The organism is Pseudomonas sp. SDO524_S393 (assembly GCF_054071875.1).
In genome coordinates, this window is the sequence record NZ_JBSVVZ010000005.1 from 1 (window position 1) to 13,352 (window position 13,352).

Annotated in this window: 16 protein-coding genes; 6 read left to right on the forward strand and 10 right to left on the reverse strand. The window is 62.1% G+C overall.

What is annotated here, in order from left to right; genetic code table 11:
* Positions 1 to 72: 72 nt before the first annotated feature.
* A complete protein-coding gene (cls, locus tag ACW9IB_RS03700; protein WP_457365516.1) occupies positions 73 to 1,512 on the reverse strand; it encodes a cardiolipin synthase in 1,440 nt (479 codons plus the stop codon).
* A 130-nt stretch (positions 1,513 to 1,642) separates the two neighbouring features.
* Between cls and ACW9IB_RS03705 the strand changes: the two genes are divergently transcribed.
* Positions 1,643 to 2,164, forward strand: coding sequence for a DUF3617 domain-containing protein (locus ACW9IB_RS03705; protein WP_457365517.1), 522 nt, complete (start codon positions 1,643 to 1,645; stop codon positions 2,162 to 2,164).
* Here the strand turns inward: ACW9IB_RS03705 and ACW9IB_RS03710 are convergent.
* Genes ACW9IB_RS03710 through folE2 form a run of 7 tightly spaced genes read right to left on the reverse strand, consistent with a single transcriptional unit; the run spans position 2,161 to position 7,798 of the window.
* Positions 2,161 to 3,498 (reverse strand): dihydroorotase, encoded by a 1,338-nt coding sequence (locus ACW9IB_RS03710; protein ID WP_457412433.1) that lies wholly within the window; start codon positions 3,496 to 3,498, stop codon positions 2,161 to 2,163. The two genes, ACW9IB_RS03705 and ACW9IB_RS03710, sit on opposite strands and share 4 nt — an antisense overlap.
* A gap of 3 nt (positions 3,499 to 3,501) precedes the next feature.
* Positions 3,502 to 4,062, reverse strand: a complete 561-nt coding sequence (locus tag ACW9IB_RS03715; RefSeq protein WP_457365519.1) for a gamma carbonic anhydrase family protein — start codon at positions 4,060 to 4,062, stop codon at positions 3,502 to 3,504.
* A complete protein-coding gene (hisI, locus tag ACW9IB_RS03720) occupies positions 4,059 to 4,484 on the reverse strand; it encodes a phosphoribosyl-AMP cyclohydrolase (RefSeq protein WP_457365520.1) in 426 nt (141 codons plus the stop codon). Before hisI ends, ACW9IB_RS03715 begins: the two co-directional genes overlap by 4 nt.
* A complete protein-coding gene (locus tag ACW9IB_RS03725; protein ID WP_457365521.1) occupies positions 4,481 to 5,359 on the reverse strand; it encodes a metal ABC transporter substrate-binding protein in 879 nt (292 codons plus the stop codon). The genes hisI and ACW9IB_RS03725 overlap by 4 nt, the downstream gene beginning before the upstream one ends.
* Positions 5,360 to 5,370: 11 nt before the next feature.
* Entirely contained in the window at positions 5,371 to 6,237 is an 867-nt protein-coding gene (locus ACW9IB_RS03730; protein ID WP_457412434.1) for a metal ABC transporter permease, read from the reverse strand.
* Entirely contained in the window at positions 6,237 to 6,905 is a 669-nt protein-coding gene (locus ACW9IB_RS03735; RefSeq protein ID WP_457412436.1) for a metal ABC transporter ATP-binding protein, read from the reverse strand. Before ACW9IB_RS03735 ends, ACW9IB_RS03730 begins: the two co-directional genes overlap by 1 nt.
* The gene (gene folE2 / locus ACW9IB_RS03740) at positions 6,902 to 7,798 is read right to left on the reverse strand and encodes a GTP cyclohydrolase FolE2 (RefSeq protein WP_457412438.1); all 897 of its coding nucleotides are present in this window, start codon (positions 7,796 to 7,798) and stop codon (positions 6,902 to 6,904) included. Before folE2 ends, ACW9IB_RS03735 begins: the two co-directional genes overlap by 4 nt.
* A gap of 128 nt (positions 7,799 to 7,926) precedes the next feature.
* Here folE2 and ACW9IB_RS03745 point away from each other — a divergent pair, with 128 nt between their 5' ends.
* On the forward strand, positions 7,927 to 9,138 hold the full coding sequence (locus ACW9IB_RS03745) for an N-acetylmuramoyl-L-alanine amidase (protein ID WP_457365525.1): 1,212 nt from the start codon (positions 7,927 to 7,929) through the stop codon (positions 9,136 to 9,138).
* On the opposite strand, the gene ACW9IB_RS03750 is transcribed toward ACW9IB_RS03745, so the two are convergent.
* Positions 9,135 to 9,503 carry a glutamine synthetase gene (locus ACW9IB_RS03750; RefSeq protein ID WP_457365526.1) on the reverse strand — a complete coding sequence of 123 codons (369 nt, stop codon included), beginning with the start codon at positions 9,501 to 9,503 and terminating at the stop codon, positions 9,135 to 9,137. The two genes, ACW9IB_RS03745 and ACW9IB_RS03750, sit on opposite strands and share 4 nt — an antisense overlap.
* A gap of 127 nt (positions 9,504 to 9,630) precedes the next feature.
* On the opposite strand from ACW9IB_RS03750, the gene dksA reads away from it, so the two are divergent.
* The 4 genes from dksA to ACW9IB_RS03770 are packed head-to-tail and all read left to right on the forward strand — an operon-like array spanning position 9,631 to position 12,921.
* Positions 9,631 to 10,035: an RNA polymerase-binding protein DksA gene (gene dksA / locus ACW9IB_RS03755; protein ID WP_457412439.1), complete on the forward strand. Its 405-nt coding sequence runs from the start codon at positions 9,631 to 9,633 to the stop codon at positions 10,033 to 10,035.
* A 26-nt stretch (positions 10,036 to 10,061) separates the two neighbouring features.
* Positions 10,062 to 11,270 carry a zinc metallochaperone GTPase ZigA gene (zigA, locus tag ACW9IB_RS03760; protein WP_457365528.1) on the forward strand — a complete coding sequence of 403 codons (1,209 nt, stop codon included), beginning with the start codon at positions 10,062 to 10,064 and terminating at the stop codon, positions 11,268 to 11,270.
* Entirely contained in the window at positions 11,270 to 11,914 is a 645-nt protein-coding gene (locus ACW9IB_RS03765) for a DUF1826 domain-containing protein (RefSeq protein ID WP_457365529.1), read from the forward strand. Before zigA ends, ACW9IB_RS03765 begins: the two co-directional genes overlap by 1 nt.
* A 44-nt stretch (positions 11,915 to 11,958) precedes the next feature.
* Positions 11,959 to 12,921, forward strand: coding sequence for a CobW family GTP-binding protein (locus ACW9IB_RS03770; protein WP_457412440.1), 963 nt, complete (start codon positions 11,959 to 11,961; stop codon positions 12,919 to 12,921).
* On the opposite strand, the gene ACW9IB_RS03775 is transcribed toward ACW9IB_RS03770, so the two are convergent.
* Entirely contained in the window at positions 12,915 to 13,310 is a 396-nt protein-coding gene (locus ACW9IB_RS03775) for a DUF3301 domain-containing protein (protein ID WP_457365531.1), read from the reverse strand. The genes ACW9IB_RS03770 and ACW9IB_RS03775 overlap by 7 nt on opposite strands.
* Positions 13,311 to 13,352 lie beyond the last annotated feature (42 nt).

The following is a 13,352-nucleotide window of genomic DNA, read 5'->3' on the forward strand; positions in this document are numbered from 1 at the left end:
AGCAACGCATCAGTTGACTGATCCACCGCATTCGCGAGCAAGCCCGCTCCCACATGGGTTGTGTTTCGGCAGTTAGAGAATCGGCGAGATCAAGCGCGCCACCCGCATGCCCAGCTGTTGCAGGCGGTGGGTTTGGCGGCTTTCTTCCTGGCTGACCTCATGGGCCTGGTCGAAGTCGTCCAACAGCATCTGCTCCACTTGGCTGGCGAAGGCTTCATCCACCGTCAGCAACATCACTTCGAAATTCAGCCGGAACGAGCGGTTGTCCATGTTGGCACTGCCGATGGCGCTGATTTCGCTGTCCACCAACACCACCTTCTGATGCAGAAACCCCGGGGTATAGCGAAACACCCGCACGCCGGCGCGCAGGGCTTCGTTGGCGTAAAGGCTCGAAGCGGCGTACACCACGCGGTGGTCGGGGCGCGAGGGCAACAGCAGGCGCACGTCGACGCCGCGCAGCACCGCCAGACGCAGGGCAGCGAACACCGCTTCATCGGGGATGAAATAAGGGCTGGTGATCCACACCCGTTCAGTCGCCGCGTGGATGGCCTCGACAAAAAACAGCGAGCAGGTTTCATAGGGGTCGGCAGGGCCGCTGGCGAGCAGTTGGCAAAGTACGCCGTCCTCGGGATAGGCGTCCGGCAGGATCAGCGGCGGCAGTTCCCGCGCCGCCCAGAACCAGTCTTCGGCAAACGATTCCTGCAGGCACGCCACGACGGGTCCGGTGACGTGCACGTGGGTATCGCGCCACGGCGCCAAAGGCGGTTTTTTGCCCAGGTATTCGTCGCCCACGTTGTGCCCGCCGACAAACCCGGTGAGGCCGTCCACCACCACGATCTTTCGATGGTTGCGGAAGTTGACCTGGAAGCGATTGAGCCAGCCGCTGCGTGTGGCGAACGCATGCACCTGCACGCCGGCATCGCGCAGGGATTGCACATAGCGATGGGGCAGGGCGTGGCTGCCTATGCGGTCATACAGCACGTAAATGGCCACACCTTCGGCGGCCTTTTCCGTCAGCAGGGTGTGCAGTTGGCGGCCGAGTTCGTCGTCATGGATGATGAAAAACTGAAACAGCACGGCAGTCCTGGCGTTGCGAATGGCCTCGAAGATCGCGCTGAAGGTGGCATTGCCGTTGATCAGCAAACGCACTTCATTGTTGGCCAGGCACGGCATGCGCCCCAGTTTGGGCATGGCGCGCAGGGAGGTATAGGCGCTGGAGTTGCGCGCGGCCAGGGCTTCCTCGACCCATGGGCGCCAGTTCAATTCGGTGATGGCGGTGTGCATTTCCTGGTTGGCCTGGCGACGTGCCTGGATGTAGGCATCGAAGGTGCTGCGGCCGAAGATCAGGTAGGGGATGAGCGTCAGGTAAGGCATGAACATCAGCGACAGGGCCCAGGCGATCGAGCCTTGGGCGGTCCTGACGGTCAGCACCGCGTGGATCGCGGCGAGGGTGCCGAAAAAGTGCAGGGTGGCAATGAAATAGGCGAGCAGGTGCGGGCCAAAAAAATCCATGAACGACATGACTCCTGACGGTCCAGTGCCTAACAGACCATGTTCGGTCAGGAATGTCGCTATTTTATTTGCCATGCAACACTGGCGCCTTCGCAGCGTCTAACGCCAACAATCGCCCAGGAGTTACCCGATGAATGCTCGTCTGTTTGGTTTAGCCATGGTTATGGGTGTGTCGCTGCCGATGGCGGCGCAGGCGCAGATGCTGGCGCCGGGCTTGTGGGAGTTGACCACCAGCAACATGAAAGTCGATAACCAGGACCTGCCGGACCTGTCGCTGATCCTCGGTCAGCTCAAGCAACAAATGACCCCCGAACAACGCGCCATGCTGGAAAAGCAGGGCATCACCATGGCCGGTAAAGGCGTGCAGGTGTGTCTCACGCCTGCCCAGGTCGCCTCCGATTCGATCCCGCTCACCGACCCGCAGTCGGGGTGCAAGCAGGAAGTGACCGACAAGACCGGTAACCAGTGGAAATTCCGTTTCAGCTGCCCGAAAGCCCAGGGTACCGGCGTGGCGACGTTCCAGAGCCAGAAAGAATTCACCACCACCGTCAACGGCACCTTCAATGCCACCGGCATTCAGCAGAAGGGCAGCCTGGACAGCCATGCCCAGTGGCTGGGCAACGATTGCGGTACGGTCAAGCCTCGCGCCTAACGCAGAAAGTGCAGGGGCAGGCCCTGACAACTGTCGATCACCTGACCGTTGTGCCAGGCCAGGTGACCGGACACCAACGTGGTACTGACGCTGTGGCGAAAGCTGCGCTCGGCGAAGGGTGTCCAGCCACAGCGCGCCAGGATCGGCTGGCTGCTGACGGGTTTACCCTCGGGCTCAGGTTTGATCAACACCAGGTCGGCCCAATACCCTTCGCGTAGATAACCCCGATCCGGGATGGCGAACAGGTCGGCCACTCGGTGACTGATCTTCTCTACCAGGGTGGTCAGCGGCAGCACCCCATCCGCCACCAACTCCATCAACGCCGGCAGGGCGTGTTGAACCAGCGGCAAGCCGGACGGCGCTTCGCGGTAGGCCAGCTGTTTTTGTGCCCAGGTGTGGGGCGCATGGTCGCTGCCGATCACGTCCAGCCGATCGCTCAGCAGTGCCTGGCGCAAGGCGTCGCGGTCGGTGCGGGTCTTGATCGCCGGGTTGCATTTGATCTGGTGGCCCAGCCGCACATAGTCGCGGTCGTCAAACAGCAGGTGGTGCAGGCAGACCTCGGCAGTGATGCGTTTTTCGGCCAGGGGCTTGTCTTCGAACAGGGCCAGCTCGCGGGCGCTGGTCAGGTGCAAGACGTGCAGGCGGGTGCCGTGGCGCTTGGCCAGTTCCACCGCCAGGGACGATGAGCGATAGCAGGCTTCGGCATCGCGGATCAGTGGGTGAGCGACGGCGGGGATTTGCTCGCCGAAACGCTCACGCAGGCGCTGTTCGTTGGCCTGGATGCTTGGCGTGTGCTCGCAGTGGGCGAGCAGGATGGTCGGCACCTCAGTGAACAGGCGCTCCAGGATGCGCGGGTCGTCCACCAACATATTGCCGGTGGAGGCGCCCATGAACACTTTGACCCCGGCCACTTCGCGCGGGTCGAGGGCGGCGACGGTGTCGAGGTTGTCATTGCTCACACCGAAGTGAAAGCCGTAGTTGGCCACCGAGTGCAGCGCGGCACGGCGTTTTTTATCGGCCAGGGCGTCCAGGTTCAGCGTGGCCGGGTTGGTGTTGGGCATGTCCATGAAGCTGGTGATGCCGCCGGCCACGGCCGCGCGGGACTCGCTGTAGAAGCTGCCTTTGTCCGGTGCGCCGGGTTCGCGGAAATGCACCTGGTCGTCGATCATGCCCGGCAGCAACCATTGGCCCTGGGCGTCGATGGCGACCGCCGTGTCCACGCCTTCTATGCTGCTGGCGATTTTTTCGATGCGGCCATTGGCGACGAGTACATCGGCGTCGAATATCCGGCCTTCGTTCACCAGGCGGGCGTTGCGGATCAGCAGGCGGCTCATGGTTCAGAACTCGTTTTGCAGGGCTTTGTAACCGCGCACCAGGTCGACATTGGTGCGCGCCACGTCTTCGGAAAACTCCGAGGCGCTGACGCTCACCGGCGGGAACTGCGACAGGTCGGTGTTGGGCCCGATGCGGGTGGTGGAGGGCACGTAGAAGGCGGCAGGCAAGTCGCGGCCATCGACCACCGAGTTGTGGCGCACCACGCAGCCGTTGCCCAGGGCGCAGTTGAACAGCACGCTGTTGAAGCCGATGAACACGCGGTCGCCAACGGTGCAAGGGCCATGGACGATGGAGCGGTGGGCGACGGAGGTGAACTCGCCGATGGTCACCGCCGCGCCGGACTTGGAGTGGATGACCACGCCGTCCTGGATATTGGAGTTGGCGCCGATGATGATCGGGTCCATGCCACCGTTGGCATCGACTTCGTCGGCGCGGATCACGGCGTAGGGGCCGACGAACACGTTTTCGCCGATGACCACTTTGCCGCAGATGATGGCGGTCTTGTCGACGTAGGCCGATTCGGCAATGACTGGCAGGTCGCCGGAGGGGTTTTTGCGGATCATGCTGCGGGTTCCTTCAGGGGCGCGGTAATGATGTGGACCTGGTCGCCGTCGATGGCGTTGTAGAAACAGGTGGCTCGACCGGTATGGCAGGCCGGGCCTTGCTGGTTGACGATCAGCAGCACGGCGTCGCCGTCACAGTCCAGGCGCGCTTCGACCAACTGTTGCCAATGACCGGAGCTTTCGCCCTTGCGCCACAGTTGCTGGCGCGAGCGTGACCAGTAGCAGACCTGGCCGGTGGCAAGGGTTTCGTTGAGGGCCTGGCGGTTCATCCAGGCCAGCATCAACACCTCGCCAGTGCCATGTTGTTGGGCGATCGCGGCAATCAGGCCATCGCTGTTCCACGGCAGGGCGTCGAGTACCTGTTCGAGTGGAAAGCGGCTGCCCAGGGCAGCCCCTTCCAGATCGAGCATGCTCAGGGTCATGGCTTGCTCAGCGCGGCGCACAGGGTGTTGAGGTTGTATTCGAACAGCCCGGTGAAGGTGCTGGCCGGCCCTTCGGCGGCGAGGGCGTCGGAGTACAGCGTGCCGCCGATCTGTGCGCCGCTTTCGTCGGCGATTTGCTTGAGCAGGCGGGCGTCCTTGATGTTTTCCATGAACACGGCTTTGACTTTGTCCTTACGGATCTGGGTGATCAGCGCAGCGACTTCGGCAGCGGACGGTTCACGCTCGGTGGACAGGCCCTGTGGCGCCAGGAATTGAATGCCATAGGCCTGGCCCAGGTAACCGAAGGCATCGTGGGACGTAACGATGCGGCGGTTGCCCGCTGGCAGCGCGCCGAACTTGGTTTTGGCTTCGGCCAGCAGGCGGTAGATTTCCTTCAGGTAGGCCTGGCTGTTGCGCAGGTAATCCGTCTTGTTGGTCGGGTCGGCCGCCACCAGTGCCTTGGTGATGTTATTCACATAGATTTCGGCGTTGGCCAGGTTGTGCCAGGCGTGCGGGTCCGGGATGGTCTCGCCGTCTTCTTCCATGGTGTGGGAGATCACACCTTTGCTGGCCGTGACTACCGTAGCCTTGGTTTCGGTGCTGGTGACCAGACGGTCCAGCCACGGCTCGAAGCCGAGGCCGTTCTTGATGATCAGCTTGGCTTTCAGCAGCGCCTTGGCGTCATCCGGCGTCGGCTCATAGGTATGGGCGTCGGCGTCGGGGCCGACCATGTTGCTGATCTGGATGTGATCGCCACCGATCTGGTGGGTGATGTCACCGAGAATGCTGAAACTGGTGACCACTTGGAGTTTGTCGGCAGCCTGCGCCATCGACAGCGGTAGCAGAAGACTGAACAGCACGAGTAAAGCGCGCATCGTGAAACACCTCATTGGGATGTAAGAGAGGGCGGGCGGCGCAGCAAGCCGTGCACCGGGCCGAAAACCACGGACAGCAGATACCCGGCGCCAGCCACCAGCACGATCGCCGGGCCGCTGGGCAACGAGTAGTAGAACGACAGCAATAAACCCAACCACACCGACAGGCATCCCAGCACCGCCGATACCGCGATCAACACCGGCAGGCGCCGGCTCCAGAAGCGTGAAGCAATGGCCGGCAACATCATCAAACCCACCACCATCAAGGCGCCGATGGCCTGGAAGCCGATCACCAGGTTCAGCACCACCAGGGTCAGGAACAGGCCGTGGGCCAGTGGCCCGAGGCGACTGACGGTTTGCAGGAACAGCGGGTCGAGGGTGTCCAGCAGCAGCGGTCTGTAGATCACGGCCATGGCGATCAGGCTGAACGCCGACACCCAGAGCATGCCGGTGAGGGTGGTTTCATCCACCGCCAGCGCCGAGCCGAAGAGCAGGTGCAGCAGGTCCAGGCGCTTACCGGCGATGCCGAGGATGAGTACGCCGGCAGCCAGGGAAATGGGGTAGATGGCGGCGAGGCTGGCGTCTTCGCGCAGGCCGGTGCGGCGGGTGATCCAGGCCGACAACCCGGCCATGCCGAGGCCGGCGCCGAGGCCGCCGATGGTCAGGGCGGGCAGGCTGATGCCGGCGAACCAGAAACCCAGCGCTGCGCCGGGCAGAATGCCGTGGGCCACGGCGTCGCCGATCAGGCTCATGCGCCGCAAAATCAGGAACACGCCCAGCGGCGCGGTGCTGCACGCGAGCACGAGGCCGCCGATCAATGCGCGGCGCATGAAGACGAAGTCGTGGAACGGCATCCACAGATGGGCAGTGAAATGCATCAGGCTACCGCCATCTGCGGCAGGGGGCGGATCAGCTCTTTGCTGGGCCCGAACACACAGCCGGTGTTTTTGATCTGCACCACTTGCTGGGTGTGATGGCGAACGGAGGCGAGGTCATGACAAACGATGACCACCGTGCGCCCTTGATCATGCCAGGCATGCACGTGTTTCCAGCACAGTGCCTGGCCTTCTTCGTCGAGGGCCGCGTGGGGTTCGTCGAGCAGCAGCACCGGCGCTTCGGCCAGGCTCATGCGCGCGAGCAGGGCGCGTTGCAGTTCGCCGCCGGATAAGGCCATCAACGGACGTTGCTCCAGGCCGCTGAGGCGCCAGTCTTCCAGTACGGCTTGCAGACGTTCAGTGCGTTGCGGCGGCGTGAGTTGTGTACCCCAGAACCCGGCAGCCACCAGCTCTTGCAGGCTGATGGGAAATTGGCGGTCGAGGTGCTGCTGCTGGGGCAGGAACGACAGGCCGCCCCGACGTGGAACCTCCACGTGGACTTTTCCCGCCAGTGGCTTTTGCAGCCCGGCAATGACTTTGAGCAGGCTGCTCTTGCCCGTGCCATTGGCGCCGATGATGCCGGTGAGGCTGCCTTTTTCCAGGGTGAGGTCAAGGGCGGGCGTCAGCGGTTGGCCCGGGGCGCCCCAACGTAAAGCGGTGCACGTGATCATGCAGAAGGTCTCGTCCAGCGGCTTTCAGCCACGGCATCGTGCGCGTGCAGGCTTTCGGCGTGGATCACTTTCAGGTGGAAGGCTTTGACGGCATCCAGGCGCTTCAAGGCGAGGTTCAGGCGGCGGGCGGCGTCTTCGCAGAACATCAGGTTCTGCCCGTTGGCCAGGGCGAAGGCTTGTTCATCCGCACGTTTCACCGCGGTTTGCACGGCGGTGCCGAGGGCGGCTTCGACCTCATCGATCAATTCAAGGATGGGCAGGTCGGGTTGGTCGCCGTCCAGTTCGATCAGCAACTGTGCGGTGCTGCGCTGGCTGTGGGGCGTGGCGACGATGCCATTGGCGGTGCCGAGCCAGGTCAAAACGTCTTCGTGCTGCAGCGGCGTGTTGGCGAAGTCTTCGAGAAATTGCTGCTGAATCAACTGCCTGGAAAGGGCGGCCGAGCACGGGCACGTTGAGGAATAAGTAACGTCAATTTTTAGTTCCACGTGGAACATCTGATCTCTGAGACGCGCCTCGATGCTTACCGGATAGGCTTTCCAGCCGGCCAGAGGGCTGACCAGGGCGGAGCGTTTGAGCAGCAGATCGGTGTGAATCCGCAGGTAGGCGTTATTAGATAAACCTTCATGACTGTCGAGAAATCGCTGCAGTACATTACGCAGAAGTGCAGGCGTCAGGGGCTGTTGGTCGAGCATCTCCAGCGCCAGGTACAGGCGTGACATATGAATGCCACGGGCGGTGCCGTCGTCCAGGCTTACGCCGGCATCGGCGGTGGCGGTGAGGCGCTGGCCGTCGAGCAGAATGGGCAGGGCGATGCCGCACATGCCCACCCAGTCGAGTGGCAAGGCTTGGCGTGAAGCCTGCGCGGCGATATCCGGCAGAGTCAGCGCATTCATGAGCAGGTCCATCGTTGGAAATAAAAAGACATGTTATATTATAACTATTAAGTCGACGATTATTTTTCTGCTTCTGTCTTTTTTCAGTCATGTCGAGCAGGGACGCTCCTCTATTCGCGGTATATGTCATGCACAGACGTCAGCTTCTCAACCTGCTTCTGGCCAGCCCTTTCTTTACGTTGCCCTTTGCGGCCCATGCCACGCAGATCCGCAATGCACGCCTGTGGCGTTCGGATGACAAACTGCGGCTGGTGTTCGATCTCAGCGGCCCGGTGCAGTACAAGACGTTTACCCTGGCCGCGCCCGAGCGCCTGATCATCGACCTGAGCGGCGCCGGCCTCAGCGGTGATTTCAGCCAGCTGAACCTCGCACACAGCGGAATCACCTCGATTCGCTCCGGGCATTTCGGCAAGGGTGACACGCGCATCGTGCTGGACCTGGCAGCACCGATGCAGCTCAACAGTTTCTTGCTGCCGCCCCAGGAGGGCCAGGGTCACCGCCTGGTACTGGACCTGACCAGCGCCACTCAGGCGCCCCGGCAAATCGCCGCTGAACCCAAGCCGTTGGTGGCGCCGGTGGATAAGGCGCATCCGAAGCGCGACATTATTGTGGTGGTCGACCCCGGGCACGGCGGCAAAGACCCGGGTGCCGTGGGCTCCAAGGGCCAGCGCGAAAAAGATGTGGTGTTGTCCATCGCCCAATTGCTGGCCAAGCGCTTGAAGCGCGAGAAGGGTTTTGACGTGAAGCTGGTGCGCAATGACGACTTCTTCGTACCGCTGCGCAAGCGTGTGGACATCGCCCGTCAGCACAAGGCCGATATGTTCATTTCGGTGCATGCCGACGCCGCGCCACGGCTGACGGCCTCGGGAGCTTCCGTGTTTGCGCTGTCCGAGGGCGGGGCCACCTCGGCCACTGCACGTTTCATGGCGCAGCGTGAAAACGGCGCGGACCTGCTGGGCGCCACCACCTTGCTCAACCTCAAGGACAAGGATCCGATGCTGGCGGGGGTGATTCTCGACATGTCGATGAACGCCACCATCGCCTCCAGCCTGCAATTGGGCAGTTCGGTGCTGGGCAGCCTGCAAAGCATCACCAGCTTGCATCAGAAGCGTGTGGAGCAGGCGGGCTTCGCGGTGCTCAAGTCACCGGATGTGCCGTCAATCCTGGTGGAGACCGGATTTATCTCCAACACTCGGGACGCCCAGCGGTTGGTGACGGCGCGTCATCAGCAGGCTGTAGCGGATGGTCTGTTCGAAGGCCTGAAAAGCTACTTCCAGAAGAATCCGCCGGTCAACAGCTACATGGCGTGGGTGCAGGAACAGAAGAGCGGTCAGGCTTAACAGCCGGTGATACGGCTACAAGTGAACCTGGCGCTGGTGCCACCGGAGCTGGAAAACCGGTTGAGGGTGGTCCAGCCCACACGCCGCGTGTAGCCGACCCACGCTTCGCCATCGGACGCCAGCCCGGTAAAGAACGTCAGTTGCCCATAGCGGCTGCTGGTCTGTGCCCAATAGCGTTTGCCGATCACCTCGAAACCCCGCAGATACGTGGTGTTGCCCACGGTCGCCACGCTGTAGGCATTGCCCAGCGGATCCACACAAGCCAGCAGATTGGCGCTGCGCGTGCAATCAGCCAACAGGCTCGGCGCCTGGGCACTGGCTTGCTCTGCCGCTGCCAGTAACAGGGCACACAACAGATATCTCATAGGACTTCTCGGGGCCGGAAGAGGGTCAAGCATTGCGCCCTTCGTCGTGTGGAGCAAGGGGGGATTGGCTTATTTGTATTGTTATACTATAACATTAAAAGCACAGCCTGACCCGTGAACCGTTCCCATGACTGAACAAGACCTACTGTCCCAACCGCCAGCCGATTACATGAATGACGCTCAGCAGGGTTTCTTCCGCACGCTGTTGCTCACCGAGCGCAATGAGCTGCAAGACCGCATCGACGCCGAGTTCCTGGGGCTGCGCGAGCAGGAAACCAACAGCGACCCGGCGGACATCGGCAGTGCCGAAGAACAGCGTCAGTGGCAACTGCGCCTGCTGGAGCGCGAAAAGAAGCTGCTGGACAAGATCGACGATGCCCTGGAACGGCTGGCCCGTGGCGAATACGGCTGGTGCCGCGAAACCGGCGAGCCCATCGGCCTGCAGCGTTTGTTGCTGCGCCCTACCGCCACGCTGTGCATCGAAGCCAAAGAACGTGAAGAGCTGCGCGAACGCCATAAACGGGCGATTTGACCGGCCACCCCTGTGAGGAATATCTGATGCCCCATCGTCTCCCCGTTACCGTGCTGTCCGGCTTCCTCGGCGCCGGCAAAAGCACACTGCTCAACTACGTTTTGCGCAACCGCGACAACCTGCGCGTGGCCGTGATCGTCAATGACATGAGTGAAATCAACATCGACGGCAGCGAAGTCCAGCGCGATGTCACCCTCAACCGCTCCGAAGAAAAACTGGTGGAGATGAGCAACGGCTGCATCTGCTGCACCTTGCGTGAAGACTTGCTCGAAGAAGTCGGAAAACTCGCCAAAGAAGGACGCTTCGATTACCTGCTGATCGAATCCACCGGTATTTCCGAGCCCTTGCCCGTGGCGGAAACCTTCACCTTTCGCGATGAAAACGAGCAAAGCCTGGCCGACATCGCCCGTCTGGACACCATGGTCACCGTGGTCGACGGCATGAATTTCCTGCTCGACTACCAGGCCGCCGAAAGCCTGGCGTCACGGGGTGAAACCCTTGGCGAAGACGACGAGCGTTCCATCACCGACCTGCTGATCGAGCAGATCGAATTCGCCGATGTGATCCTGATCAGCAAAATCGACCTGATCAGCAGCCGCGAACGCGAAGAGCTGATGGCCATCCTCGAGCGCCTGAACGCCCAGGCGGAAATCATCCCGATGGTCATGGGTGAGGTGGCGCTGAACAAGATCCTCAACACCGGCCGCTTCGATTTCGAGCGTGCCGCCCAGGCACCGGGCTGGTTGCAGGAATTGCGCGGCGAACATGTGCCGGAGACCGAAGAGTACGGCATCGCCTCCACCGCTTACCGAGCGCGCCGCCCGTTTCACCCACAGCGCTTCTTCGACTTTATCGACCGGCCGTGGGTCAACGGCAAACTGCTGCGCTCCAAAGGCTTTTTCTGGTTGGCCAGCAAACACCGCGACGCGGGCAGTTGGTCCCAGGCCGGCGGCTTGATGCGCCACGGGTTTGCCGGGCGCTGGTGGCGCTTCGTGCCGAAAAGCCAATGGCCTCAGGACGAAGAAAGCGTCGCGGCCATCATGGGCAACTGGCAACTGAGCACCGGTGACTGCCGTCAGGAACTGGTGTTTATCGGGCAAAACATCGACTTCGCCCAACTGCGTGCGGAGCTGGACGCGTGCTTGCTCAACGATGAAGAAATGGCCCAGGGCGTCGAAGGCTGGCGCTTGCTGGCCGATCCTTTTGGCCCTTGGTATGAGGAGGCAGCCGCCTGATGCTGGCCCCGGTCATTCCCCTGCGTCCCGTGATTCGCCAGACCCGCGGTGAAACCCCACTGGCCTTGTCCGATATCCTCGAGGACGGTGTGAACCTGGCACTGTGGCAGCGCCAATTGCCTCTGCATATCGCCGAATTTGGCGCCTTGCTGGTGGCGCTCAACGAGCCCTTGGCGGACGCCATGGTCATTGAACTCGACACTGAAGATGCGGTGCCCAACTTGCAGGGATTGGCGTCCAGTTGCCGCGATCTTGAGGGCTATGAAGGGTTTATCGCCGATGTATCGTGGCTGGTCAGCGCTTTTGCTTGCCTGTTGGGTGCCAAGCGCATCGGTGTGCGCCTGCGGCTGCTGGACAAAGCCATGTGCCCGCGTTTTCACGTCGACCACGTGCCGGTGCGGCTGATCACCACTTACGCCGGCATCGGTAGCCAATGGTTGCGAGAGGGCGTGATGGATCGTCGCACGCTGGGCCAGCCGGATGCCGAGCCCATCGACCGTATCGAACAGATTCACTGCGGTGAAGTGGCGTTGCTCAAGGGGACAAAATGGCAGGGCAATGAGAGCCATGGCCTGATCCACCGTTCGCCGGCCCTGAAGCCAGATGAACGACGGCTGATTCTCACGCTGGATTGGTTGGCATAACCGCGTAGGATCTAGCTCTCTACACGGTCCGAATGACGCCCCTCATGCTGCAGAACATTCCCACCCATGTGATTGCCGGCCCTCTGGGCGCCGGCAAGACCAGCCTCATCAAGCACCTGCTTGCCCAGCGTCCGGCCAACGAGCGCTGGGCGGTGTTGATCAACGAGTTCGGGCAGATCGGCCTGGACGCGGCCCTGCTGACCCAGGATGACGATGGCATTGCCCTGGGCGAAGTGGCGGGTGGCTGTCTGTGTTGTGTGAATGGTGCACCTTTCCAGGTCGGCCTTGGCCGTTTGCTGCGTAAGACCAAACCGGATCGGCTGTTTATCGAGCCCTCGGGTCTGGGCCACCCGGCACAGTTGCTCAGGCAGTTGCGCGAGGCTCCCTGGCAGACCGTCCTGGCGGTTCAACCTTGTGTGCTGGTGCTGGACGCCCAGGCCCTGGCGGCGGGCAAGCCCTTGCCTGAAACACAGCGTGAAGCCCTGCCCAGTGCTGGTCTGCTGGTGCTGAACAAAGACGAAACATTGGCTGCCACACAGCGGCTGGCCATCGAGCGGCAACTGCCCGATTGTCCGTTGTACTGGACCCGCCAGGCGCAATTGCCGCTGGCGCAACTACCGGGCCTGGATGCCAAGGCGGGCGGCGCTGTGGATAACCTTGAGGTGCCCAAGGCTCTCGGGCAACTACCCGCCATCTGGGGCGATCCCACGTTGCCAATCTGCCTGAGCCAGGCGCAAGAGGAGGGGTGGAGCATCGGCTGGCGCTGGCATCCGAGCCAGCAATTCGACACTGCCCGCGTGCATCAATGGCTGACCAGTCTTGAATGGCATCGCGCCAAACTGGTTATCCACAGCCCGGAGGGGTGGGTGTCGGCCAACGCTGTGGATAATTGCTCGCTGGTCTGGCAGCCCAGCGAATGGCGCCGCGATTCACGCATCGAATTGATTTTCAGCGAGCCTCAGGAGATGGCCGCCTTGCAGGGCGCATTGGCGGCTTGCCGTTACTGACGGTGCTTGGTGCCGTGGTCCTGGCGCCATTGGCTCAGCTCGATCACCTCGGCGCTGGGCAACGGTGTTTTGATCTCGAACGGGTAGGGCGCCAGCTCGATCTGCGCGCTATGGGCGCCGAATTGGGTGATGGTCCCGGGGTGGCGGGTTTCCCCGGTTACCGTGAATTCAAAGTTGTAGATGCGTGCCAGACGCCGCCGACCATTGGCATCGCGCACGAAACCGATGCGTTTGAGCGCCACGGCGCCATCCAGCAGTTCGATATCCAGCTTGGCGCAATGCTGCTTGACCCGCTCCAGCGCGCGCTCGCGCAGGCCGTGGTTGTGCCACACCCAGGCAGCGCCGGTCGCCAGCAGCATCAACACGAAGATGTTTCCCAGGGTCAGCATGCGATGAACTCCAACAAAGTGAGAGCAGCTTAACTGTGTCGC

Bases quoted from the DNA above. Each gene is read 5' to 3' on its own strand.
- cls (WP_457365516.1), bottom strand. From the start codon at position 1,512: ATGGATTTTTTTGGCCCGCACCTGCTCGCCTATTTCATTGCCACCCTG.
- ACW9IB_RS03705 (WP_457365517.1), top strand. From the start codon at position 1,643: ATGAATGCTCGTCTGTTTGGTTTAGCCATGGTTATGGGTGTGTCGCTG.
- ACW9IB_RS03710 (WP_457412433.1), bottom strand. From the start codon at position 3,498: ATGAGCCGCCTGCTGATCCGCAACGCCCGCCTGGTGAACGAAGGCCGG.
- ACW9IB_RS03715 (WP_457365519.1), bottom strand. From the start codon at position 4,062: ATGATCCGCAAAAACCCCTCCGGCGACCTGCCAGTCATTGCCGAATCG.
- hisI (WP_457365520.1), bottom strand. From the start codon at position 4,484: ATGACCCTGAGCATGCTCGATCTGGAAGGGGCTGCCCTGGGCAGCCGC.
- ACW9IB_RS03725 (WP_457365521.1), bottom strand. From the start codon at position 5,359: ATGCGCGCTTTACTCGTGCTGTTCAGTCTTCTGCTACCGCTGTCGATG.
- ACW9IB_RS03730 (WP_457412434.1), bottom strand. From the start codon at position 6,237: ATGCATTTCACTGCCCATCTGTGGATGCCGTTCCACGACTTCGTCTTC.
- ACW9IB_RS03735 (WP_457412436.1), bottom strand. From the start codon at position 6,905: ATGATCACGTGCACCGCTTTACGTTGGGGCGCCCCGGGCCAACCGCTG.
- folE2 (WP_457412438.1), bottom strand. From the start codon at position 7,798: ATGAATGCGCTGACTCTGCCGGATATCGCCGCGCAGGCTTCACGCCAA.
- ACW9IB_RS03745 (WP_457365525.1), top strand. From the start codon at position 7,927: ATGCACAGACGTCAGCTTCTCAACCTGCTTCTGGCCAGCCCTTTCTTT.
- ACW9IB_RS03750 (WP_457365526.1), bottom strand. From the start codon at position 9,503: ATGAGATATCTGTTGTGTGCCCTGTTACTGGCAGCGGCAGAGCAAGCC.
- dksA (WP_457412439.1), top strand. From the start codon at position 9,631: ATGACTGAACAAGACCTACTGTCCCAACCGCCAGCCGATTACATGAAT.
- zigA (WP_457365528.1), top strand. From the start codon at position 10,062: ATGCCCCATCGTCTCCCCGTTACCGTGCTGTCCGGCTTCCTCGGCGCC.
- ACW9IB_RS03765 (WP_457365529.1), top strand. From the start codon at position 11,270: ATGCTGGCCCCGGTCATTCCCCTGCGTCCCGTGATTCGCCAGACCCGC.
- ACW9IB_RS03770 (WP_457412440.1), top strand. From the start codon at position 11,959: ATGCTGCAGAACATTCCCACCCATGTGATTGCCGGCCCTCTGGGCGCC.
- ACW9IB_RS03775 (WP_457365531.1), bottom strand. From the start codon at position 13,310: ATGCTGACCCTGGGAAACATCTTCGTGTTGATGCTGCTGGCGACCGGC.